The sequence below is a fragment of the Natrinema marinum genome (genome assembly GCF_024296685.1).
Lineage (GTDB): Archaea > Halobacteriota > Halobacteria > Halobacteriales > Natrialbaceae > Natrinema > Natrinema marinum.
Map to the genome: position 1 here is coordinate 607,537 of NZ_CP100763.1, position 23,362 is coordinate 630,898.

The following is a 23,362-nucleotide window of genomic DNA, read 5'->3' on the forward strand; positions in this document are numbered from 1 at the left end:
ACGGAAGAGACGCGCCAGAACGGACGAATAGCCGCCGTTAGTATCGAAGCAGTGGGAAAATCGGTCCGTCGGTGAGGCCGTGTTCGAGTGACGGGGCCGAAACTCGGTCTACGCCTTCGCCTGCCAGCTCCGGACGCGATCGGCGCTGATACCGTCGACATCGTCCGCGACCGCGTCGGGATCGGCCTCGGTCAGATCCTCGAGGTCCTCGATCCCCGCCTTGGCGAGCTTCTCGACGGTCTTGGCCCCGACGCCGTCGAGTGCCTCGAGGTCCGAGCCCGATTCGCTCTCGCGGGCTTGGAACTCCTGATAGTTGCAGATCGGGCAGCCGAGTTCCCAGGGGTCGTCGCCGCTGTGGACGACGAGCTCGGGCAGGTCGTGTTCGTCGCAGTACTCGTCGGTGACTTCGATGTCGCCCCGGCGGGGCAGCGGCAGCGAGTACTCGCAGTCGGGATAGCGCGTACAGCCGACGAGTCGGGAGCCGCTCTGGAGCGTTTTCACGGCGAGTTCGCCGCCGTGTTCGTCCCCGCAGTCGGGGCAGTCGCCGATGACCGGCCCCTCACCGGCGTCTTCTGCCTTACAGAGCGGACAGCCGTGGACGAACGTCTGCCGGCCCGCGAGCATCTTGACCTCGTTCAAGCCGTGGTCCTCGCACTCGTCCTCGAGGATCAGCGGCTTACCGGTCGAGGGCAGCGGCAGGGTGTACTCGCAGTCGGGATAGCCGTCACAGCCGATGAAATAGGAACCGTGGCGGCTCCGGCGCACGAGCAGGTCCTCGCCGCACTCGGGACACGGTCCGAGTCGCTTGTCGTCTTTCAGCGACTTGCGGAGGTGATCGCCGATCTCCTCGCGCGAGTCGGCGAGGCTCGCGAAGATCTCCTCTAACATCTCGCGGGACTCGTCGGTCACGTCCGAGAGGTCGGCCTCGCCGCTGGCGATGGCGTCCATGTCGGCCTCGAGTTGGGCCGTCATCTCCTCGCTGACGACGCGATCGGCGTAGTTCTCGGCCGCGTCGACGACGGCCATCGCGAGCTTCGTCGGGCGCGGCGGATCGCTCTCGATGTAGCCCCGGTCGTAGAGCTTCTCTAGGGTGTTGTGTCGGGTCGACTTCGTGCCGATCCCCATCTCCTCCATGGTCTCGATGAGCCGGGACTGGCCGTATCTGCGCGGCGGCTGGGTCTGCTTGGCCTCGAGTTCGACGTCCGAAAGCGTCAGTTCCTCGCCCTCGTCGACGTCGGGAACGTAGTTCTCCGTCGTGGAGAAGTACGGGTAGACGTCGTGGTAGCCGGGCTCGACGAGGCGTTTCCCGTTGGCCTTGAGTCGGTAATCGTCGACCTCGGCGACGACCTTGAGGTGTTCCCACTTCGCGGCGTCGGCGACGGTCGCGTAGAACCGGCGGACGACGAGTTCGAACACGTCCCACTCGTCGTCGCTCACGTCGCCGCGGGAGGGGATCTCGCCGGTCGGGTGGATCGGCGGGTGGTCGGTCGTCTCCTCGTCGCCCTCGGTGGGGACGATCTCGTCGGCCTCGAGCAACGATTCGGCCGATTCGCCGAGCGTGGTGTGGCCGACGAAGTCATCGAGCAGTTCCTCGGGATCGAGGTCGTCGGGGTAGACGGTGTTGTCGGTCCGCGGGTAGGTGATGTAGCCGGCCGTGTAGAGGTCCTCGGCGATCGACATCGCTCGTTTGGCGGAGTAGCCGATCGCGCTGGCCGCGCGGATGAACTGGGTCGTGTTGAACGGGGTCGGCGGCGTATCGGTGCGCGTTCGCCGGTTAACGTCGACGACGGTCGCACTGTCGCGCTCGGCGAGCGTCTCGTAGACCTCCTCGGCGACCGCTTCCTCCCAGACCCGCTCGGCTTCGTTGTCGTCCTCGTCGCGGTAGAAGTACTGGGCCTCGAAGGGAGTGGAATCGTCTCGCGGTTGGTCACCGCTCGACGTTTCCGAGGCGCGTCGCGCCTCGCTCTTCGCGAGGTCCGCGAACAGCTCCCAGTAGTCTTCGGGATCGAAGGCCTCGATCTCGCGCTCGCGGTCGACGATGAGCTTCAGCGTCGGCGATTGCACCCGGCCGACGGAGATGAAGTCGTTGCCCAGTTGGCCCGCGGACAGCGAGAGGAAGCGCGTGAGCGCGGCCCCCCAGACGAGGTCGATGATCTGGCGCGCTTCGCCCGCCGCCGCGAGGTCGAAGTCAAGGTCGTCGGGCTCGTCGAACGCGTTCTGGACCTCGTTTTCCGTGATCGAGGAAAAGCGCACGCGCCGAATGGGAACGTCTTCGTCGACCTCGCGGACGATGTCGTGGGCCTCCTTGCCGATCAGTTCGCCCTCGCGGTCGTAGTCCGTCGCGATCGTGACCCGTTCGGCGCGACGCGCCAGCAGCCGCAGCGTCGCGACGATGTTCTCCTGGGTCGCCGTCTTCTCGACGCTCGCGTCGATCAACTCGACCGGCTCGACGTCGCGCCAGTCGGAGTACTCCGAGGGGAAGTCGACGCCGACGACGTGGCCCGACAGCCCCACGCAGCGCTTGCCGCCCCACTCGTAGACGTTGACGCCGTTCTCGCGGCTCGAGTCGTACGTGCCGCCGCTCAGGATATCGGCGATCCGGCGGGCCGCGTTGTCCTTCTCGGTGATTATCAGCTCCACCGCGGTTCACCTCCGGGTCTCGGCGCGCCCGGCCGCCGTCGCGGACGAGTATCGTTCATCGTCGCCCGGTACGATTGAGCATCTGATAACGCTTTCGCCAAAACCGGCCGACAGCGCGGGTGTGCGTGCGGTCGGGCGACGCGCGAGCGCGTGCGAGCGAAGCAGTTGTTGTCGTCCCCGGACCGACGACTGGCGACGGGGCCGGAACCGGCAACGGGCCCCGCGAGCCCATCCCTTTTACTGTGTCTGCCTGAGATTCTCACACGATATTCCGTGGCAGCGACGGACCCCGAACGCAAGCGCGTCGACATGACGACGGGGGCGATCTCCCCGAACCTCCTCCGCCTCGCGTGGCCGCTGGTCCTGGGAAACCTCCTCCAGACCGTCTACAACCTGGCCGATATGTTCTGGGTCGGGCGCGTGGGCAGCGACGCCGTCGCCGCCGTCTCGCTGATGTTCCCCCTCTCGTGGCTGTTCGTCTCGACGGCGATGGGAATCACCGCCGCCACCATCGCGCTTGTCTCCCAGCACGTCGGCGCGGGTGACGACCGGACCGCCGACCGCGTCGTCGCGCAGACGATCCTGCTCACGCTCGCCGTCTCGAGCGCCCTCGCAGTCCTCGGGTTCGCCGCTCGCCGACCGCTGCTCACGTTGATCGGTGCGCGCGGGCCCGTGTTCGTCGAGGCGTTGGCCTACATCGAGGTGATCTTCCTCGCGCTGCCGTTCACGTTCCTCTTTTTCGCCTTTCGGGCCTCGCTGCAGGGCGCGGGCGATACGAAGACGGCGATGTGGCTCGTGTTCGTCTCGGCCGGCCTCAACGTCGTCTTCGATCCCTTCCTCGTCCTCGGCTGGGGGCCGTTTCCCGCGATGGGAACCCGCGGGGCGGCGATCGCCACGTTCCTCTCGCGCGGGCTGGCCACCGCGGCGGGGATCGCCATCCTGCTGGACGGCCGCTTCGGCGTGCGGCTCCGGGTGGGCGACCTGACGCCCGATCTCGACGTGCAGCGCCGGTTGCTCGAGATCGGCACGCCCGCCACGCTCGACGGCTGGGCGCGCAGCTTCGCGGCGGTCGCGATGGCCGGCTTCGTCGCGCGATTCGGTGCCGCGCCCACCGCGGCGTTCGGGATCGGCGTCCGGCTGATGTCGGTGACGTGGGCCGTCGCGGGCGCCGTCGGCCAGGCGACCGCGACCGGCGTCGGCCAGAACCTCGGCGCGGCGACGCCCGATCGGGCCGCCGCCGTCGCGCGAACGGCCACCGCGGCGACGATGGCCCTCATCTTCGTCGTCGCGGCGGTCCTGTTCGCGTTTCCGGCGGCCGCGATCCGGATCTTCGTCGCCGACCCCGCCGTGATCGCCGAGGGCGTCGTCTTCCTGCGGATCACGACTCTCTTCTGGGCACCCTTCGCCGGCGTCATGGTCATTCAGGGCGCGTTCCGCGGGGCCGGCAACACGCGCGAGGCGATGGTGCTCTCGATCCTCTCGCGGTGGGTGTTCCGGTTCCCGCTCGTGGTCGTGCTGGCCTTCTCCTGGTCCGCGACGATCCCCGTGCTCGGTGTGACCGTCGCCGGCCTCGGCTGGGGCGTCGAGGGGATCTGGTGGGCGCTCGTCTTCGGTATGGTCGCCTCGTTCGTCGTCGCGATCGCGTGGTTCCGCCTCGGCACCTGGACCGACGTGGTTATCGACGACGAGGGCGCGGCCGACCGCGGAGACCTCGCCCACGGCGATCAGCCGGCCAGCAGTGACGGCGACCGGGAGTTCGTCGACGACTGACCATTTCGGTCGGAGCTTTGGAGACGGCTCGAGCCGTCGCCGTCCCTCGAGAACCCGGTGAGTATCCATCGGCCACCGGCTCCCGAAGCCTATCGTGTCACTCGAGCCAGCGGCCGCGTTCGCTGATGCAAAACGCCGTGATGACCTTCACGAACGTTGATAACCGTCATCTCAGACCGCAACAGACTTAACACTACCCGGTGCTACCACCTAGTTGTATGAGCGACTTCGAGCAGTTCAGTCAGGTCGGTGAGGCAGACGTCACTCGAGCGATCGGACAGGAGTGGACCGAGGAGTTCATGGACTTCTCGGACTCGGACGTGATCATCGTCGGCGGCGGCCCCTCGGGGCTGACCGCGGCGAAGGAACTCTCCGAGCGCGGCGTCAAGACGATGGTCGTCGAGAAGAACAACTACCTCGGCGGCGGGTTCTGGCTCGGCGGGTTCCTGATGAACAAGGTCACCGTCCGCGACCCCGCCCAGCAAGTTCTCGACGAACTCGACGTATCGTACAAACAGTCCCAGGACAGCGAAGGGCTCTACATCGCGAACGGCCCCGAAGCCTGTTCCGGGCTGATCAAGGCTGCCTGTGACGCGGGCGCGAAGATGCAGAACATGACCGAGTTCACGGACATCGTTATCCGCGAGGACCACAAGGTCTCGGGGATCGTGATGAACTGGACGCCGGTCCACGCGCTGCCCCGCGAGATCACCTGCGTCGACCCGATCGCGGTCGAGGCCGATCTGGTCATCGACGCCACCGGACACGACGCGATGGCGGTCAAGAAACTCGACGAGCGCGGCGTGCTCGACGCTCCGGGCATCGCTGACGCCGAGGAATCCGCGACGGGGATGGACCAGACCGGCGACGACAGCTACGGCGCGCCGGGTCACGACTCGCCGGGCCACGACTCGATGTGGGTCGGCAAAAGCGAGGACGCGGTCGTCGAACACACAGGGCTGGTCCACGACGGCCTCATCGCCACCGGGATGGCGACCGCGACGACCTACGGCCTCCCGCGGATGGGGCCGACGTTCGGTGCCATGCTCGTCTCCGGCAAGCGCGCCGCCCAGGTCGCACTCGACGAACTCGAGGTCGACGCCGACCCCGTCGAGTTGACCTCGCGTGCCGCACCGGCTGACGACTGACCGGCCCGCAGTCATCCCCGCTTCTGACCACTCACATCCCAGTCGCACCGGGCCGTCGCCGTCGGCGGTTACTCGCCGATCGGCGAGTCGGCGGCCCGTTGCCGAAGGTCCCTCGCGTCACGCGGAAGCAGGTGGCCGCGCGTGACAGCCGCCACACTCGCCGATCTGATCGCCGTGACGTAGGCGTCGTGGGACGGGTAGAGCCGATCGAGCGTCGCCGCGTCGAAGCGGTCGGTCCGGCCGGTCAGGTCGCAGCTCGCGGCGTCGTAGGTCGCCACCGGCACGTCCAGCGGTGGGAGTCGGAGGCCGCCCTCAGCGTTACCAAAGTAGTCGCGCTCGAGGGTCACGCTCCCGTCCTCGATAGTGCGCTCGATGCGGTCGGCGCGGGGCGGCCGGTCGCCGCGCGTGACCCACTCCCGGAGCTGTTCGAGGGCGGCCCGCCAGGCGTACCGCGCCGGGAAGTAGTTGTAGCCACACTCGCCGTAGGTGCCGTCTGGCTGCTGGCCGTAGTCGCCGGCTGCCTCGGGGTCCCAGTTCGGCTCGAGGCCCCGGAAGTCCCGCCGGCGGACTGCCTCGGTCCACCGCCTGAGCCAGTTGTTCACGTGCGAAGCCCCCGCGACCTCCCAGAGCACGAAGTAGGCCTCGTCGTCGCGAGGCCCGATGGATATCTCGTCGAGGCGGAGCCCCGATGTCGGGATGTCGATCTCCGGCGTATCGCCGTCCTGTGGGATATCCCCGAAGCCGCCGGCCTCGTCCTCGCTGTTGAACCACAGGATCGGAGCCTGATCGGTCCGGGCCGTCGTGAGCGGGCTCCCTGCGGGCAGGAACCCGTCAACGACGCCGTACGCCGGCGCGGCCAGATTGATGTACCGCAGCAGGAAGAATGCCGACTGTGAGTGGCCGGTCGCCAGAGCGTGTTCGGGCCGGAGCGGTCCCATCGGATCGGTCTCGGTGCTCCAGCGATCCCAGCCGCGGGGCTTGAGCGCAGTGATCGCTTGGGCGAAGATGTCGAGCGCGTATTGATCCCCGGGGTGGTGGAGGCTCCCATACCGTTCGGGGTCCCAGCTCACCAGGTCTCGATCGGTCTGGGAGTCGTCGACGCCGACTTTCTGAGCCGAGACGAGCGCGACGGCGGTCCCGTTGCGCATCAGCGAGTCGTAGGCGTTCGGCCAAGCGACGGGCGCGTCCATCTGCGTGCTGACGTTCAGCCACTCGACGGTGACGGTGCCGTTGAAATCACTGCGACGTTTCGGTCGATAGACGAGGACGCGCGTCTTGTACTCGCTCGTCTTCCCCGCCTGTTCCCCGTCGGCGAAGGAGTCGTCGTGACGCGCTTCGCCCGAGATGAAGTACTCCTCTTCGACGTAGCCGTACGAGTCGAGGTCGTGGGGCGCCGCGAGCAGCGGTCCCCCGGTCTGACTCCCGCCGTCGATCGGCCCCTCGACGGTCGGACTCGAGACCGACGACGAGAGCGTGGCGCTCACCGCCGTACTCCCGACGCCCGTCGCCGCCAATCCCGTTACGCTTCCGAGAACGGCCCGCCTGGAAACTCCGCTTTCGGCGCTCCGCACGGTCGATCGGTCGCTCGAGGCGATTCGGTTGATATCGTTCGTGTCGTCTGCCATGATTCGACCTGTCGTATCACGATCGGGGATATTGGCGTGTTGATTGTAGTCTAATTTGTAACTATCAAAAGTAATTTACAAAATGGATAATGATGTAAAGTATACTGGTGTGAACTGAGCATGTTTTTAATAGGGGCGCTGGTGAGCGGCCTCGTGTCCGTGGGAGGTCGGGCCAGCCAACCGACGCCGTCCACTCCGGGTTCCTCGATCCGGGAGCCAATCGAATCGGGGGTTCGATTACCGCGGACCGTGCCCGGCAGCGGTGACCGTAAACGTTTCACCCGGTGGTACCACGTCTTCGTACATGGTCGAGCGAGTCATCTGCTACCGCGCGCCGTCGACCGTCGCCGAGATCGACGGGGTCGCCGACTGGCTGCGGGCGCGGGTCGACGCCAACGTGAGCGTTCGGGACCGGTTCCTCGAGGTCCATCGCACGGACAACCTCGCCGAGCGCTTCGCCGAGGCCCGCGTGCCGTCGCCCTACGAGCGCGAGACCGGCAACACGATGCTGGGCACGATCCGCTACGAGGAGCGCGCCCTCGAGCACCCCGAACGCGAGGGCGGCGTCCTCTACGACGGCGTGGCGGTCCAGCGCGCGCTCAACGCCGCGCTGCCCGACGAAGAACGGGACCTCGAGACGCTGCACGTGGCGATCCTCGATCGCGCGATCGGGACGTGGGGCGACCACGACGGCCGCTGGCACAAGCGCGTACACGTCCTCGGCCAGCCGGCACTGGTTTCGGTGCCCGGCCTCTACGAGGCTCCTGCGAAGCCCGAGGCGTACTACAAGGAAAAGCAACGCCACGCACTGGTGTCGGGCGACGCACCGCCGCGGGAAGTCCTCGAGAATCAGGTCGAGGGCGACTTTCTGGTCGCCGACGATCCGCGGACCACCGACGCGCTGAAAGGGTACGCGCTGCAGGCCTACCACTACCTCGAGACCGGCGAACCCTTCTGCGATCGGGAGTGCTGTCGGCTCTTCAACGCCCACTACCACGAGGACCTGATCGACGCACAACTGCGCGAGCCGGCGTTCTGCAGCGAGCACGCGCCAGTATATAGTGGGTCTGACCGTTGACGCTCGGCACGGCCTCGAGAAGCGAGCGAATCGGCGTTCTCCTGCCTGCCTCGAGTGGTGTCCATCTCGAGGAGTGTATTCCAACGGAATCGGTGCGCACTTTTGTCCCAGCCGTCTTCGACAACGCACAATGAGTGCCGAGTTTACCGTCGACGTGCCCGTTCGGTTTCGCGATCTAGATCCGATGAACCACGTCAACCACGCCGTCTACGCGAGCTACCTCGAGGCCGGCCGGACCGCCTACCTTCGCGACGTGGTCGGTCTCGAGCCCGAGGAGATCTCCTTCGTTATCGTCGACCTCCACCTCTCCTACGAGCGGCCGATCACCCAGGGCGACGAGCCGACGGTCGCGCTCTCGGTGAGCCGGCTCGGCGACTCGAGTTGCACGATGGCCTACGAGATCCGCGCCGACGGCGACGTGGCGGCGACGGCCGAGACGACGATCGTCCACATCGACTCCGAGACGGAGCGGCCGAGCCCGATCCCCGACGCGATGGCCGAGCGAATCCGGGAGTACGAGGGGCTCGAGGCCGCTGCGTAGTCATTCTATGGGCACGGTCCGGTGGCGTTCGGTCCGTCTCCATCTCGAGGGCGTAATCGGTAGTTGATATACTGAACCACAGCGCTAAACGAGAGAAGAAGAGACAAAGCGTCCTGCTATCGTGGGCACGAGGGATCGCCGCCCCCTCCCCAGCCGATTCGCTCGTTCCCTTCGGTCACTCGCTCATCCCTCGCGCGTTGTCGAGCGGACGGTTCGCCGTCGGCGAACCGTCGCACAGCACACGCCACCGCGGGCAAAATAGTCGGGCTACCGCGAGACTGGGCCTCACGTAGCACTATTCGAGTGCGCCACCGGTCACTCGAACGACGCCGAAGACGTGGCTCTCGTCCGCGACGGCGACCGCGCGCTCGCGGAGGCGGGCGTGGGCGGCGTCGATCTTCTCGTCGAGGCGGATGTGGGGCTCGTTCTCGTATCGAAGCTGCGTCGTCGGCGGTGTCGAGAGGACGACGATCGCCCGGAAGACGGCGTTGACCGGCGGGGCGTACCACGCGTCACTGCGCGCGGCGTTGGCCAGCACGACGGTGCCGTCGGGGCCGACGAGGTCGCACCAATCGTCGACCGCGCCGGCCGGATCGGCGAGCATCCCGACGACGAACGTCGCGAGGACGGCGTCGATTTCGTCGTCCTCGAGCGCGGCCCCCACCGGTGGCTGCGTTGCGTCGCCCTGCACGACGTGGACGTTGTCGTACGCGGCGGTGGCCGCGCGGGCGCGCTCGAGCACGGGGCCGGTGAAATCGATCCCGATCACGGTTCCCTCGGGGCCGACCCGCTCGCGGAGGACGGGGAGGTTCGCACCGGTCCCACAGCCCATCTCGATGACGGTGTCGCCGGGCTCGAGGCGGCAGGCGGCGGCCGCTCGCCGGCGGAGGCGGGCGATACCGGGCGTTCTGCGCGCGATCAGGTCGTAGAGGCGGGCCCAGCGGCCGTAGAACTCCTGGGCGGATTCGTCGCTCATCCGTCTACGGGTCAGACGAGCGAGCGAATCGTGTCCGCGACCGACTGGGCGTCCCGGCCGAGGACGTAGATCAGCGGCTCGATTCCCATCCCGCCGGTCTGGTACAGCACGGTCGCCTCGGGTTCCTCCTCGATCGCCGCGCCGACGCTCGAGGCGACATCGCCCGATTCGTCGAATTCGGCGGCGACGTGGCCCGCCTCGGCCAGTTCGTCGATCAGTTCCGAGTCGTACCGGACGTTGATCGCCGCGGAAACGTCGGCTCCGTGGCGGCGCGCGGCGAGTAACACCCGCGCGACGTGTTCGGAGACGCCGAACTCGGGGGCCGCGGGGACCGTCGCCTGCCCTTTCACGTCGAAGATCCGGCCCGGCACGCCCGCGACGTCGTCGACGCTTTCGGCGTCCGGCGTGCAGGCGACCAGGTTCGAGCCGACCGCCGGGATCAGTCCCGAAAAGCCGCTCGCGGTCTCGAGGATGCTCAGCCCTTGCCGGAGCGACGAGAGGACGCGCTCGCTGGCCCGGAGTTCGCTCTCGGGATCGTGGACGCGGAACCCCGAGCCGTGGTCGGCGAGTTCCGGCACCGCTTCCTCGTGGAGTTGTGCGAGCAGGTCGCCGCCGGACTCGAGGTCGCGGATCAACACCTCGAGTTCGATCAGCGCTTGAATCGGCGAGGTGTCCCCGGCGGCCAGCCCGGTCCCGAGTTCGTCGACGAGATCGCGGACGCGGTCGTCGTCGGCGATGCGGTCGTTGACCGTCACGTCGCCGTGGGCGTACTTGGAGACGGCGCTCTGACTGATCCCGAGCACGTCGGCCACCTCGCTCTGTGTGAGTCCCCGGTCGCGTAAGTTGCTCGCGAGCAGTGACCGAACGGTCGGGAGGAACTCGTCCACGACGATTTCTTCGACGAATTGCATTCGTTAGACGTGCGTACGAGCGGCCGGCGGGATAACTTGTCGGTACGTCCCTGCGGGGTTACACGATCGGGACGAGCATCGCCGCGAACTCGTAGCTGTAGACGTGGTTGAGCAACACGTAGGTGACGACGCCAAGAAACAGGCTGAGGATCCACGCAGCGGCGGCGATCCGACCGATGCGGGCGTGTGCCGTCCGCCGTAGTTCCGCGGGCGTGTGGGTTAGCCCGAGGATCAGCGCGTAGAGGACGACCGGCACCGAGACGATCGAGAGGATGATGTGAACCGCGAGCATGATCAGGTAGGGGTAGTAGGCCAGATCGGGGCCGACGAATTCCTTGGTCCCGCCGCCGCCGACTTTGAGCAGGTAGACGACGAGGAAGCCGAGGATCAGGACGAACCCGGAAACCATCGCCAGCCGGTGTTTCTCGACCTCGCCGTTGCGGATCCAGTACCAGCCAAGCGTCAGCACGACCGTCGCGGTCGTGTTGATGACCGCGATAACGTGGGAGAACAGGTTGACCTGCGCGTTCGTGAGGTCGGGATAGATCGGTACGTCCAGCAGGAACGTCCCGAGCACCAGCGCGTACCCGACGATCGACAGGAGGATCGTTACGCCCATCGGCCGCTCGCGGAGGCGCCGTCTCGCGTCAGCGGTTGCCATTACCGGACGTTAGGAGCACCGCCGTATCATGCTTGCTGTTCTGCCACGACTATCGATAAGACACCCTTGACTCACGACTCGGTCCGCCCGAATCGCGTTCGGTTTCGGACGCACCCAGACGCGAGCGGAGAGAGCGCGACGCGTTCAGCGCCGCTTGAACGGGATCCGATTCAGGCGCTCGCGGACGAGCGGTTTTAGTTCGAAGAGGTAGCGCTCGGTGTCCGCGAGACCGTTCGAATCCTTGTCAGGGACGTGTTGGGTGTACATGACCTGATCGAGCGTGACGGCTTCCGGAATCTCCTGGGCGATGACCACGCCGTCGACCGCCCGGTCGGGCTCGAGGTCGACGTCGGTTCCGGTCCATCGACGGGGAAGGTCGGTGGCGTGGGGGGCGACGATGCTCGAGCCCTCGTAGAGAAAGCCGTCGTCGCCGAAGAAGCTCGTGTTCGTCTTGCCCTGCCAGGAGAGGGTGCGCTCGCTCGTGTTGTGGACGCGGAAGAACGCGACCGTTCGCGTCGTCGCGGCGGTGACCGGACCGTCGACCAACGCTTCGAGGTCGACGCCGTGGACGAGGCCCGCCAGCGTCAGTGTGAGGTACTCCCCGCTGACCGTCAATTCGTGGTCGCCGCCCTCGTCGCCGTTGGTCGGGTCATAGGTCGGTTGATACCGCTGTGTGTCGGCGGTTCCCTCCGTGATCGCACCGATGTCGGTCTCGCGCTCGCCGGGCGCTCGCTCGCCCAGAATCTCCTCGTAGGCCTCCTGAATCCGCAGAAACCGTTCTCGAGAGCCGCCCTGATCCGGATGGTGTTTTTTCAGCAAGCTCCGGTAGGCCCGCCGAACCGCCCGCTCGTCGGCGTCCGGAGATAGCCCGAGGGCCTCGTAGTGGCTCTCCATCCAGACTGCAATCGATGCTTCGACGAAAAGAGTCTTTCCGTGTTCGAGACCCGGCCTCAGTCGACGGACTCGGTCGGTTCCTCGAGCGCGACCGTACCGTCCCGATCGACGGTGACAGCGTACCCGCAGAAGGGAAACGAGACGGTCCCGTGCGGTCGCTTCGCCCCGTTCGATCGGTCCGCAAAGAGCGCGTCGAGCGCCGCCGGATCCACGACGGCGTGCAGCGGTTCGTACTCCGGCGGGGACAACGCCGCCGGCTCGATCCCCTCCGCTTTTGCGACCGCTTCGATCACCGCCTGACTCGGCGTTTGGCCGGACGACGAACTGACGCTACCGCCACCCTCCACCATCGTGTGCGGTCCTTCCGAACCCGGTGGAATAAAAGTGTCCTTCCGCATCGCCGGGCCGGCGGCGAGCTGCCGCTGCCCTCAATTGATGTGGATCGCCGGTTTGCCGGGGCGGGCCTTCGCCGCTAACTCGTCGCCGTCGCTCGCGCGGCGAACGGTCACGTCCGCGCCGAACTCGTCCGTCACGAGCCAGGTCGCACGCTCGAGCAGCTCGAACTCGCTGTCGGCCGACAGCGCCTGGTCGCCGTCCGCGCCGCCGTCGCGTCCCAGAAGGTCGCCGACGAACGCCGCGATGGTCCCGCGGTCGACCGCAAACTCGTCGCCCTCGAGGACTCGGTCGACGACCGACTCGACGTCGACGGCCCTGGTGTCGCCGTCGCCCGCGGCCTGACCGACCAGTTTTGCGGCCCGGTACTTCCACTCGCGGGCGACGACGAGTTCGATCCGCTCGGGTTCGTCGATGTCGGCGACGTCGACGATGTCGCGGACGTCCTCGAGGGTGCGATCGACCAGTCGGCGCTCGCGCTGGTAGTCCGAGATGTCGCGCTCGGGTTCGGGCCAGTCGGCCGCGACGACTAGCCCCTCGCCGCGGAGCTTGTTCCACAGTTCCTCGCCGAGGTGGGGAGCCATCGGCGAGATCACCGCCGCGAGGGTCAGCAGGCCGCGCCGGTAGACCTCGCCGTGGGGCCGGTCGTACTCGCGGTACCGGCGCAGCAGTCGCGCGAGTTCCTGAATCTCGGTCGCGGCGCGGTGGAAGCGGAACCGCTCGTACTCCGCCGTGACGGCGGCGATCGTGCGGTCGATCTCGCGGGCCAGATAGTCGTCGTGGGCCCGGCGCTCGAGTCGCGTCTCGCGTTCTTCGACGAAGTCGGTCGCCATCCCGTAGAGGGTCTGCTGGAGGTCGTAGGCGCCGCGGACGTTGTTTGCGGTCCACTCGAAGTCCTGTTCGGGGTGGGCCGCCGAGAGGACGAACAGCCGGGTCGTCTCGGCGCCGTACTCCTGGGGCGCGACGACGTTGCCCTTCGAACTGGACATCTTCTCGCCGTCGTACAGCACCGTCCCCTGGCTTCGGAGTTCGGCGATCGGCTCGCGGCGCTCGAGCAGCCCCAGATCGGCCAGCGCCCGCGTGAAAAAGCGGGTATAGAGCAAGTGGAGGATGGCGTGTTCCTCGCCGCCGACGTAGACGTCGACGGGCAGCCACTCGTCGGCCAGCTCGCTGTCGAAGGGGGCGTCCTCGAGGTGTGGCGAGAGGAAGCGCAGGAAGTACCACGAGGAGTCGACGAAGGTGTCCATCGTGTCGGTCTCGCGCTCGGCCGGACCGCCACACTCCGGGCAGGTCGTTTCTTTCCACTCCTCGGCGGCGTCCAGCGGGTTCCCGGTCGTCTGGACGAACTCCGGCAGTTCGACCGGCAACTCCTCCGCAGGGACGAGGACGCGCCCGCAGTCGTCGCAGTGGACGACCGGGATCGGCGTCCCCCAGTAGCGCTGCCGGGAGATGAGCCAGTCGCGCAGCCGGTAGGTGACGTCTTCTGCGAGCGCCTCGTGGTCCGCGACGAGCCGCTCGCGAGCCCGTTCGCTGTCGAGACCGTCGTACTCGCCGCTGCTCTCGAGGACGCCTTCGCCGGTGTACGGAGTCGTTTCCGCGGTTTCGCCGTCGCTACCGTCGCGGCCGGCGTCGCCGTCGCTCCCCGCTGTGGCCTCGGGAACGATCACGCGCTCGATCGGGAGGTCGTGCTCGAGCGCGAAGGCGTGGTCGCGCTCGTTGTGGCCGGGAACGCCCATCACGGCCCCCGTCCCGACGTCCTCGAGGACGTAGCCGGCGACGTAGACCGGAAGTTCGTCGCCGGTCAGTGGGTGGACCGCGGTGGCGTCGGTCTCGACGCCGGCGAAGCCGACCTCGTGGGGGTCTTGCTCCCGGACGGCGTCGACGTACTCGGCCACGTCGTCGTCGGACTCGGCGAGTTCCCGCGCCAGGTCGTGTCCGGGCGAGACCGCGAGGTAGGTCGCGCCGTAGATCGTCTCGGGCCGGGTGGTGAACACGTCGACCGTGTGGTCGCCGCCATCGCTGCTCTCGCCGTCGACCGCCACGTCGAAGCCGATCCGGGCCCCTTCCTGGCGGCCGATCCAGTTGCGCTGGATCTCGCGAACGCCCTCGGGCCAGCCCTCGAGGTCCTCGAGTCCGTCGTAGAGTTCCTCGGCGTAGTCGGTGATCGTGAAGAACCACTGGTCGAGTTCGCGCCGGCCGACCGGCGTCTCGCAGCGCCAGCAGACCCGCTCGCCGCCGCTGGTCGCGGCTTCGGCGGCCTCTCGGTCCGAGGACTCGTTGTGTTCGACCTCGCGCTCGGCAACTTGTGCATCGGCTAAGACAGTCTCACAGTCGGGACACCAGTTGACCGTCGCCGCCTCGTACTCGACGAGCCCGGCCTCGTAGAGCCGCTCGAACAGCCACTGGTTCCACCGGTAGTACTCGGGCTCGCAGGTGGTGACCTCTCGAGACCAGTCGTAGCCAAAGCCCATCGTCTCGAGTTCCTCGCGCATGCGCCGGATACAGGCCTGTGTCCAGGATTCGGGGTCGGTCTTGCGCTCGACGGCCGCGTTTTCGGCGGGGAGGCCGAACGCGTCCCACCCCATCGGGTGAAGCACGTCGTCGCCTCGCATCCGGCGATAGCGCGAGTACGCGTCCGTGATCGCGTAGTTGCGGATGTGCCCCATGTGGAGTGTGCCGGACGTGTAGGGAAACATGCCGAGAACGTACGTCGGGTCCTCCGCGTCGGGATCGAGCGCGTAGACGTCGTCGCGCTCCCAGACGTACTGCCAGAACTCCTGTACCTGCGCGTGATCGTAATGACTCGTCATTGTCGGCGAGGTCCGTTGTTCCCACTCGGTCGGCCGGCTATATCATTGTTCGGCCGCGCGACGCGGGTTCGACCGCCCTCGAGGGGCCGGACGACCGCGGATCGGCGGCGATCGCCGCTCGTCGGTTGGGACCTCGTACGACCTGTGGGCTGAGATTAACAAAGCCGGTCGGCTGCGTCCGCTCGGGTAACGAATGTCCCGCGTCCGCGACGACCTCCCATCGACGGTCGCACTGCTCGTGACCATCGCCGCCGTCTTGCTCGCGTTCGGGGCGCTGATGACGGTCTTCGCCCCGCAACTGACGGCCGGTGACGATACCGCCGCCGCGACGAACGAGACGAACCGATCGGACGCGACGGCGGATGACGGCGCGAGCGTCGATGCCAGCTCGAGCCTCGATTCGACGGCGGACGGTGACGACGACACCGCCGTCGACACACCACCGGCGGACGACGATCCCGCCGAACCCGAATCGACCGACGCCGAGCCGGACCCGGTCGAGGATGAGGACGAGGACGAACTGGGCCCCGTCGAGCGAGCGCTCACGGAGGCCGGCCTGCTCGAGGACGAACCAGCCGACAGCGAGGGCGATCCGGCCGACGACGAGCCGTCCGGGGACGAGAGAGAACGCGGTCCGCCAGCGGATGCCGGACCGCCCGAGGACGATGAGGGCGATGACGACCCGTTCGAAGACGACGATGACGGCCCGTTCGAGGACGACGATGACGACGGCTTCTTCGACGACTGACGGTCGCGTTCGGTTCTCCCTACCGGCGGGCGATCCGTCACCGGTCGCGACACTCTTCGGTTCCGACGCACGGGTATCCCCTTCTCCGATGCTATCGAAGGAATCCCCATGACGACCACTGCACTCGTGACCGGCTGCTCGTCCGGAATCGGCCACGAAACGGCTCGAGCGCTGCTCGAGCACGGCTGGCGCGTCTACGCGACGGCTCGCGACCGCGATCGAGACGGCCTCGAGCCCCTCGCCGATCGCGGGGCCGACATTGCAGCGCTCGACCTGACCGAACCCGACGCCATCGAGCGCGTCGTCTCGCGGATCCGCGAGGAGACCGGCGGCGTCGACTGCCTCGTCAACAATGCGGGCTACGGCCAGTTCGGTCCCGTCGAGGACGTGCCGACGAGCCTGCTCGAGCGCCAGTTCGCCGTCCACTGCTTCGGACCGCATCGGCTGATACGGGCGGTGCTCCCCGGAATGCGCCGGCGCGGGCGCGGACGGATCGTCACGGTTACCAGCGCCGCGGATCGGCTCGCGCTGGCGGGAATCGGCGGCTACACCGCATCGAAGTGGGCGATGGCGAGTCTGAGCGACGCGCTCCGGCAGGAGCTGGCCGATACCGACATCGAGGTCGTCGTCGTCCAGCCCGGAATCGTGAAAACGCCGTTTTACGATCGCGCCGTCCGAGCGGTCGACGACGCGGCCGCGGCTACGCGGAACGAGACGCGGCTGTCCCCCGCCACGACCGCCCCAGACCGGACCGTGACCGTCGTCCAGCCCGATCACTACACCGACCTCTACCGCGTCCTCCGGCGGCTCCGCGCCGTCGAGGGCGGCGGCCCGTTCGTCAACGACCCCGAGCGCGTCGCGTCGACGATCCGCGAGGCCGCGACCGCCCGGAACCCAGACACGCACTACCGCGTCGGACCGGTGCCGCTGCTCGGGTCGCTGTACGGGACGCTCGTCCCCGGCACGATCCGCGATCGGCTCACGCGTCTCGGGATCCGAATCGGCGCGAGCGAACCCGTTCTTGAGTTGCTCGAGCGACGCATGGCCGACGCGGACGCCGAGCGGTATCCGCCGCGGTAATACGACACTGAAAAACGAGGCTCCGATTCGCAGCTACCGCGTACCGGCTGCCGTTCCGGTGCGCACATCTCGACCGCCGGCGTAGGCGATATACGCCGCCAGCCCGGCGGCGACGAGCCCGGAGACGATGTTACTCCAGATCAGTCCGATTCCGGCGACCTCGAGGCCGCTCATCGCGAACTGACCGTCGATGGCCCACTGTGAGACGGCGATCCACAGCGCGAGGATGGCGACGAGCGACATGACGCCGGTGCTCGTCGAGTGACCGTCGCTGATCCGGTAGTAGTTGTACCCCGCGAGCAGGAAGATCGCCGCGCCGATCAGGGCGTTGTTCCAGAACATGGCCTGGTCTTGCGCGTAGACATACGGCGAGACGGCGATCCAGAGGCCGATCAGCGACACGAATCCGCTCAGCCACTTTCGTCCCGACGCGTCGTCGCGGGCGCGCGATTCATCGGTCGCTGGTTCGTTCGTCGTGGACTCGCTCATGAGTTCTCCCGGTCGGCGATACCCCGCGAGGACGCAAAAAGCGCGACGACTGTTCCAGTCACGCGCCGGAAACTCGTTCGGAAATCGCCCGCTCCGGTGCTCGGTCAAGGGAGTGGTGAATGGGGCCAAAATCCCGTTACGGCACCCCAATGGACGACTGGGGAGTACCCACTCGCTCGAGTAATCCGAAGTTACGACATCCCGGATCGACCCAAAAACTATCTGCCCAAGACGATGTACCTGATCCACTGACGATCCGGACGACGCGGGTGGCCGGCTCTGAGCGGTGCCACCGTCTCGACTCGAGGGATCGTTTCAGGATCCCGTGGTCGAGCCGGCTGCTCTCGACGGGGGACCGCCGGCGACGCGCGTTCGAAGCGATCGAGCGTCGAGTCGACCGCCCCGGTTCCTCGGAGAGCGCTCGAACGCCGCCGATCTGTGACGGTTTCGTCCGGTGAAACGGTCTTATCGTCCGTATAGTGAACCGCCGAACGCCGAAACTATCGACTAATGGAACCACGCGTACCTGCGGCTCGGAGACGGTATGGCCTGCGGCGTTCGTCGGTCAGCCACTCGAGTCTATACTCCCACAGTGACTCGCGCCGAACGACAGATGCGGACGGAACGGCGTCCGGCATTCAGATCGGCCGGTCGACCGTCGGGCGAGCGACCCCGGCGACCGACAGCGAAGCGGCGAGCGCGTAACGACTGTCCAACGGTCTCCCTACTATACACAATGCGCCGCAATGTCAGACGACGGCAGACGAAGACTCGATCGCTCCAGCGCAGCGTCCAGGTGCTGCTCATCCTCAGCGGGATCGCGTTCCTGCTGGCCGGCTTGGTACTCGCTGCGAGCGGTGCCTCCATCACCAGTGCGTTCGGTGCGGTCGACGACAGAATGGGCGGTTCCGACCAGTCGGCCGACGACGGCTCGACGGGCGAATCCGCCGGTGGAAACGAGTCCACTGGCGCGAACGAGTCCGGCGGCGATGGCGCCGGCTCCGGCAGCGGGCAAAACGGCGGTGATGACAGCGGCGACACCGGTAACGAAACCGCCGGCTCCGGCGGCGATGGAACCGGCGGCGAAGACGACGGCGACGGCACTACTGAGGTCGAAACGCACGTCCTGACGACCGTCGTGGAAACCCAGACCGGTCAGCCGGTCACCAACGCGACCGTCACTCTCGATAGCGGGGCTGACTCGAGTCAACAGCGGTCGGTCGACGACACCGGAGCGGCCGAGTTCGATCGCGAGAACGGCCAATATACGGTCACCGCGACCGCGGACGGATACGAAACGACGGAACGGACCGTCCAGATCGACGGCGCCGACCGGACGGTCACGCTGACGCTGACGGAACGCAGCGACAGCGGCGGTGGTGACAACGGCGGTGACAGCGACGACGGAACCCACTCTCTGGCGGTGTCCGTCGCCTCCGAGAACGGATCACCGATCACCAACGCGACCGTCGAACTCCGGGACGAATCGGGGCTGTTCGCCTCGAGCGAGACGAAAACGGTCGGTGGAAACGGAACGGCCGTCTTCGAGCGCGAGAACGGCGGGTATACGATCGTCGCGACCGCGGACGGGTACGAGACCACACGTCGGACCGTCCAGCTCGACGGCTCGGACCAGACGGTCACGCTGTTGCTCGAGTCGCGCGACGGCTAACCGCGATACGGTCGAAGCGAGCGGTCCTGTTTCTGTTCGGTCGCCAGGTCCCCACGGTCACTAGCGACTGTCTCGTCTCGTTCGGCGACTGCCAGAAATTGCTGCCGCGAGCGACGCCAGAGGACACGTGCGACGGCCGTGGGGACGGGCCGGCGCAGCGGTGGGCTGTAGCGATGGCATCGGTGACCCCTGCCGTCTCGGCGGTGTCACGACGGGGATGCCCCTCGAGCAGCGCACTCGATCGGACCGGTGTCAAACCGGTCTCGCCGACGGGGTAGGTGCCGAGCCCTGATTCCGACGGACAGGGCGCTGAGCACTCCACTCGGGCGTCGCGATCGGCGGCAGAGATCGAGTGTGGACTCGTAGACTCCGGCCTCGAGTCGTGCGTTCGGCGGTCGACGGGACGGTCACAGCGTCGATAGACGGTGATGCGGACGGGCACGGCTCCGAATGGGGATAGCCACAGCGTCGATGGGCCGATGCTGCGGAGAGTCAGTAGTGCCTGACCGATGGATAGGACACTGGCCGCAGGGAAGGGATAACGGACTCGCGGACGGACGACGCGTCGAAAAGACGTTACGCGGCGACGGGGACGATCATTCGACGGTGACGCTCTTTGCGAGGTTGCGCGGCTTGTCGATCGGGCGCTCGAGCAGCTTCGCGGCGTGGTAGGAGAGCAACTGGAGTTGGACGTTGGCGAGCAGTCCGGCCCAGACGGGGTGGGTATCGGGCACTGACAGATGGGCGTCGGCGATGTCGACGAGGGGATGGTCGTCCGGGCCGACGGCGACGATCGGCGCGCCGCGCGAGCGGGCTTCGATCGCGTTCGTCTTCGTCTTCTCGTCGTCGCCGCTCGTGTAGACCGCAAACAGCGGGGTCTCCTCGGTGACGAGCGCAAGCGGGCCGTGTTTGAGCTCGCCGGCGGCGAACCCTTCGGCGTGCTCGTAGGTGATCTCCTTGAACTTCAGGGCGCCCTCGAGCGCGACCGAACGGCCGAGGCCGTTGCCGATGAAGAAAAACGACCGGCTGTCGAGGGTCTCGCGGGCGAGCGCCGCCGCCCCGCTCGTCTCGAGGACGGTCTCGACGTGCGCCGGGAGATCCCCGAGCGCCTCGAGCATCGCCGCGCGGTCCGCAGCGGGGGTTGCGTCCGGTGCGTCCCCGGCGATCCGCTGGGTGAGCAACGCGAGCGTGACCGCCTGCGAGGAGTAGGTCTTCGTCGCGGCGACGCCGACTTCGGGGCCGGCGCGGATGTAGACGGCGTCGTCCGCCTCGCGAGCCGCGGTCGAGCCGACGACGTTGGTGACGGCGAGGGTTCGCGCGCCGCGGTCGGCCGCCTTCCGGAGCGCGTCGAGGGTGTCCGCGGTCTCGCCGCTTTGCGTGACCGCAACGGTGAGCGTGCTTTCGTCGACCGGACCGGACGCGTACCCGTACTCGCTCGCCCGAATGACCTCCGTGCGAACGCCGGCGGAGCGCAGCAGCTGGCCGCCGTACAGCGAAGCGTGGTATGAAGTGCCACACGCGACGAACTGGACCGACTCGACCTCGTCGAACGAGCCGGCGGGGAGGCCGTCGAAGGCGACCTCGCCGTCCTCGACGCGGCCCTCGATCGTGTTGGCGAGCGATGTCGGCTGGTTGTTGATCTCTTTGAGCATGTAGTGATCGTAGCCGCCTTTCCCCGCGTCCTCGGGGTCCCAGTCGACGGTGTCGACCGGGCGCTCGAGGGGCGTCCCAGCGAGGTCGGTGATCCGGCAGGAGTCGGGCTCGAGGACGACCAGATCGCCGTCTTCGAGGTAGATCACCTCGTCGGTGTGATCGAGGAAGGCCGGCACGTCGCTCGCGAGGAACCACTCTTCCTCGTCGATCCCGAGGACGAGCGGCGAGCCCTTTCGGGCGGCGTAGACCGCCTCTTCGCCGTCGACGATCGCGGCAATCGCGTAACTGCCCTCGAGCGTGTCGACGGCGCGGCGGACAGCCAGCTCGGTGTCGCCGGTTTCCTCACGGAACTCGTCGATGAGGTGCGGGATGACCTCCGTGTCGGTATCGCTCTCGAACACGTGGCCCTTCGCCTGAAGGTCCGCTCTGAGTTCGTCGTAGTTGTCGATGACGCCGTTGTGGACGACGGCGACGTCGCCCGCCGTGTCCGTGTGCGGGTGGGCGTTCTCGTCGGTCGGCGGCCCGTGGGTGCTCCAGCGGGTGTGGCCGATCCCCATGTTCCCGTGGGGCTCCGTTGGCAGCGCCGACTTGAGCTCGGACACCTCGCCCGAGCACTTGTGGACCTTGACGCCGGAGCCGTTCTGGACGGCGATCCCGGCGGAGTCGTAGCCCCGGTACTCGAGGTTCTCGAGCCCAGAGAGGAGCGTCTCGGCCGCGTTTCCGTGGCCGATTCGGGCGATGATTCCGCACATTAGCCGGTCACCCCTGCTCGAGCGGTGGTCGATACCCGTCGATCGGCGTTCAACCGGCACCCGACGGTGGAAACGGGGGCTGTATCGGAGGTGTCGAGTCGGCACGAGACCGCTGCCAGGGCAGTGCTGTTCCGTATCATTGGTATCACCGACCCGTTCCGCCGTCGCTGCTGACGGATCGGGCGTTACTCCAACCACGTGCAACGGCGGCCATTACTATACGACGAGTAAGACGATACCGGGAATACGACGGACGCTATTGACTGTCTAAGTCGGTATTCGAGGTTGCAATGCCGATCGTGACTGTGCCCGCCTGCCATTGCGGGACGGCCAGTTCGGACAGTTACAGTCGATCGAACGCTCCGTTGATCGTTTCGAAACGGACGATCGTCCCGCGGGACGCCACCGTGGCTCGTTCGGCATCTCACTGCACTCGATCGCCCGTCGGCACAGAAGCGACCGCGGGAACGGTGGTCGTGCTCGGAGCGTCCCGACTTCCGAACCGGTGGATGGATGTCGTCACCGACGCCAGCGGGTGCGTGATTACGGAAGCGGGTTCCCGATCTCGTCCGATTGCGCCTCGTCGGCCGGCGTTCGATCGGCCAGGGTGATGACGTTCTCCCGGCCGACCGATTGCTTCTCGATCGTCCCGTCGGAGTGCATCTGCGAGCAGATCCGACTGACTTTCGACTTCGACCAACCGGTCTCTTCGGCGATCCGATGCTGACGGATGCGACCGTGGTTCGCGACGAGTAGCCGGACCACCTTCCCTTCGTCGCTCAGCAGTGTCGGTGGTGTTTCGGGCGAGAGATACGACTCGTACGCTCGGTGATCGTCGGTGTGTTCGCGGCTCGCTTTGCCGTCGTCATCTGCCGTGGTCACCAGCGGGAGCGACGATAACTCGACGTCGCGGGTCGACAACAACTCGGCCAACCGAAGGCCAACGAGCCCGCTGATCAGCAGGAACAGAACCGCGATCAGGGCCGACTCCCAGGCTGATGTCGTGCGAAGCAGTTGTAACGGTCTATCGGGGCGGTCCCCCATCGGCAGCACGACCGCTGTCGACGCGATCGCACGGCCATCGTACTGTGCCGTCGAAGCCGGACCCTCGCCGCTCGAGATGGTGGTGTGAATCGATGCGAGCTGGGCTCCGACTTCGATCTGGGGCGTGGACACCATGATTCGCGGTTCTTCTGCAGTCGGTGCGTGATCGAGCCACGGATCATCGGTGGCTCGCCGACCGCATCGGAGATCGGAGTCACGGGACCTTCATTATGGAGTCATACAGGACCGTTTAGCAACGGTATAAGCGATCGAACTGCCGACCGATCGCTCGAGAGAGATCCGCCGGTAGCGCGCTCGATCGGCGGGTCCGTCCCGTTGTCGCTCTCGCATCCGTTTATTCGCGGTATAGTAAACCCCGAACGGCGACTCGCCGAGACTACGGCACGGCCACCGATTGCGGGTATACCAATTCCGAACCTGATCCCGTCGCACGGCCGCGTGCGGTGGGCAAGCGAT

18 protein-coding genes are annotated in these 23,362 nt (G+C 67.1%); 7 read left to right on the forward strand and 11 right to left on the reverse strand.

Translation table 11 applies throughout. The annotated features are described in order from the left end of the window. Positions 1–108 precede the first annotated feature (108 nt). Complete coding sequence (locus NKH51_RS03115) at positions 109–2,640, reverse strand: DNA topoisomerase I (protein ID WP_254763790.1); 2,532 nt, start codon at positions 2,638–2,640, stop codon at positions 109–111. Between the two features lie 309 nt (positions 2,641–2,949). On the opposite strand from NKH51_RS03115, the gene NKH51_RS03120 reads away from it, so the two are divergent. Together NKH51_RS03120 and NKH51_RS03125 are read left to right on the forward strand one after the other, a co-directional pair. After that, the gene (locus tag NKH51_RS03120; RefSeq protein WP_425606700.1) at positions 2,950–4,410 is read left to right on the forward strand and encodes an MATE family efflux transporter; all 1,461 of its coding nucleotides are present in this window, start codon (positions 2,950–2,952) and stop codon (positions 4,408–4,410) included. A gap of 218 nt (positions 4,411–4,628) precedes the next feature. Further along, on the forward strand, positions 4,629–5,558 hold the full coding sequence (locus NKH51_RS03125; RefSeq protein ID WP_254763792.1) for a sulfide-dependent adenosine diphosphate thiazole synthase: 930 nt from the start codon (positions 4,629–4,631) through the stop codon (positions 5,556–5,558). 68 nt (positions 5,559–5,626) lie between these two features. Here NKH51_RS03125 and NKH51_RS03130 read toward each other — a convergent pair whose 3' ends face one another. Continuing rightward, positions 5,627–7,183: an alpha/beta hydrolase domain-containing protein gene (locus NKH51_RS03130; RefSeq protein WP_254763793.1), complete on the reverse strand. Its 1,557-nt coding sequence runs from the start codon at positions 7,181–7,183 to the stop codon at positions 5,627–5,629. A gap of 304 nt (positions 7,184–7,487) precedes the next feature. On the opposite strand from NKH51_RS03130, the gene NKH51_RS03135 reads away from it, so the two are divergent. Together NKH51_RS03135 and NKH51_RS03140 are read left to right on the forward strand one after the other, a co-directional pair. After that, complete coding sequence (locus NKH51_RS03135; protein ID WP_254763794.1) at positions 7,488–8,261, forward strand: DUF7001 family protein; 774 nt, start codon at positions 7,488–7,490, stop codon at positions 8,259–8,261. A 130-nt stretch (positions 8,262–8,391) separates the two neighbouring features. Continuing rightward, entirely contained in the window at positions 8,392–8,802 is a 411-nt protein-coding gene (locus tag NKH51_RS03140) for an acyl-CoA thioesterase (protein ID WP_254763795.1), read from the forward strand. 295 nt (positions 8,803–9,097) lie between these two features. On the opposite strand, the gene NKH51_RS03145 is transcribed toward NKH51_RS03140, so the two are convergent. The 6 genes from NKH51_RS03145 to leuS form a co-directional block, all read right to left on the reverse strand. Beyond that, positions 9,098–9,778: a class I SAM-dependent methyltransferase gene (locus NKH51_RS03145; RefSeq protein WP_254763796.1), complete on the reverse strand. Its 681-nt coding sequence runs from the start codon at positions 9,776–9,778 to the stop codon at positions 9,098–9,100. An 11-nt stretch (positions 9,779–9,789) separates the two neighbouring features. Beyond that, on the reverse strand, positions 9,790–10,689 hold the full coding sequence (locus NKH51_RS03150) for a thiamine-phosphate synthase family protein (protein ID WP_254763797.1): 900 nt from the start codon (positions 10,687–10,689) through the stop codon (positions 9,790–9,792). A gap of 58 nt (positions 10,690–10,747) precedes the next feature. Continuing rightward, complete coding sequence (locus NKH51_RS03155; RefSeq protein ID WP_254763798.1) at positions 10,748–11,350, reverse strand: DUF420 domain-containing protein; 603 nt, start codon at positions 11,348–11,350, stop codon at positions 10,748–10,750. A 144-nt stretch (positions 11,351–11,494) separates the two neighbouring features. Beyond that, positions 11,495–12,244 carry a J domain-containing protein gene (locus NKH51_RS03160; RefSeq protein WP_254763799.1) on the reverse strand — a complete coding sequence of 250 codons (750 nt, stop codon included), beginning with the start codon at positions 12,242–12,244 and terminating at the stop codon, positions 11,495–11,497. 56 nt (positions 12,245–12,300) lie between these two features. Further along, a complete protein-coding gene (ddfA, locus tag NKH51_RS03165) occupies positions 12,301–12,594 on the reverse strand; it encodes a DdfA family disk-determining factor (RefSeq protein ID WP_254763800.1) in 294 nt (97 codons plus the stop codon). A gap of 78 nt (positions 12,595–12,672) precedes the next feature. Continuing rightward, positions 12,673–15,447: a leucine--tRNA ligase gene (gene leuS / locus NKH51_RS03170; RefSeq protein WP_254763801.1), complete on the reverse strand. Its 2,775-nt coding sequence runs from the start codon at positions 15,445–15,447 to the stop codon at positions 12,673–12,675. 193 nt (positions 15,448–15,640) lie between these two features. Between leuS and NKH51_RS03175 the strand changes: the two genes are divergently transcribed. Both NKH51_RS03175 and NKH51_RS03180 read left to right on the forward strand, forming a co-directional pair. Beyond that, positions 15,641–16,195: a hypothetical protein gene (locus NKH51_RS03175; protein WP_254763802.1), complete on the forward strand. Its 555-nt coding sequence runs from the start codon at positions 15,641–15,643 to the stop codon at positions 16,193–16,195. Between the two features lie 108 nt (positions 16,196–16,303). Next, positions 16,304–17,275 carry an SDR family oxidoreductase gene (locus tag NKH51_RS03180; protein ID WP_254763803.1) on the forward strand — a complete coding sequence of 324 codons (972 nt, stop codon included), beginning with the start codon at positions 16,304–16,306 and terminating at the stop codon, positions 17,273–17,275. 33 nt (positions 17,276–17,308) lie between these two features. Here NKH51_RS03180 and NKH51_RS03185 read toward each other — a convergent pair whose 3' ends face one another. Beyond that, positions 17,309–17,764, reverse strand: a complete 456-nt coding sequence (locus NKH51_RS03185; RefSeq protein ID WP_254763804.1) for an SPW repeat protein — start codon at positions 17,762–17,764, stop codon at positions 17,309–17,311. Positions 17,765–18,500: 736 nt separating this feature from the next. On the opposite strand from NKH51_RS03185, the gene NKH51_RS03190 reads away from it, so the two are divergent. Next, positions 18,501–19,436 (forward strand): carboxypeptidase regulatory-like domain-containing protein, encoded by a 936-nt coding sequence (locus tag NKH51_RS03190; RefSeq protein ID WP_254763805.1) that lies wholly within the window; start codon positions 18,501–18,503, stop codon positions 19,434–19,436. Positions 19,437–20,032: 596 nt separating this feature from the next. Here NKH51_RS03190 and glmS read toward each other — a convergent pair. Then, the gene (gene glmS, locus NKH51_RS03195) at positions 20,033–21,841 is read right to left on the reverse strand and encodes a glutamine--fructose-6-phosphate transaminase (isomerizing) (protein WP_254763806.1); all 1,809 of its coding nucleotides are present in this window, start codon (positions 21,839–21,841) and stop codon (positions 20,033–20,035) included. Positions 21,842–22,384: 543 nt separating this feature from the next. Further along, entirely contained in the window at positions 22,385–23,020 is a 636-nt protein-coding gene (locus NKH51_RS03200; protein ID WP_254763807.1) for a helix-turn-helix transcriptional regulator, read from the reverse strand. Between the last annotated feature and the right edge of the window lie 342 nt (positions 23,021–23,362).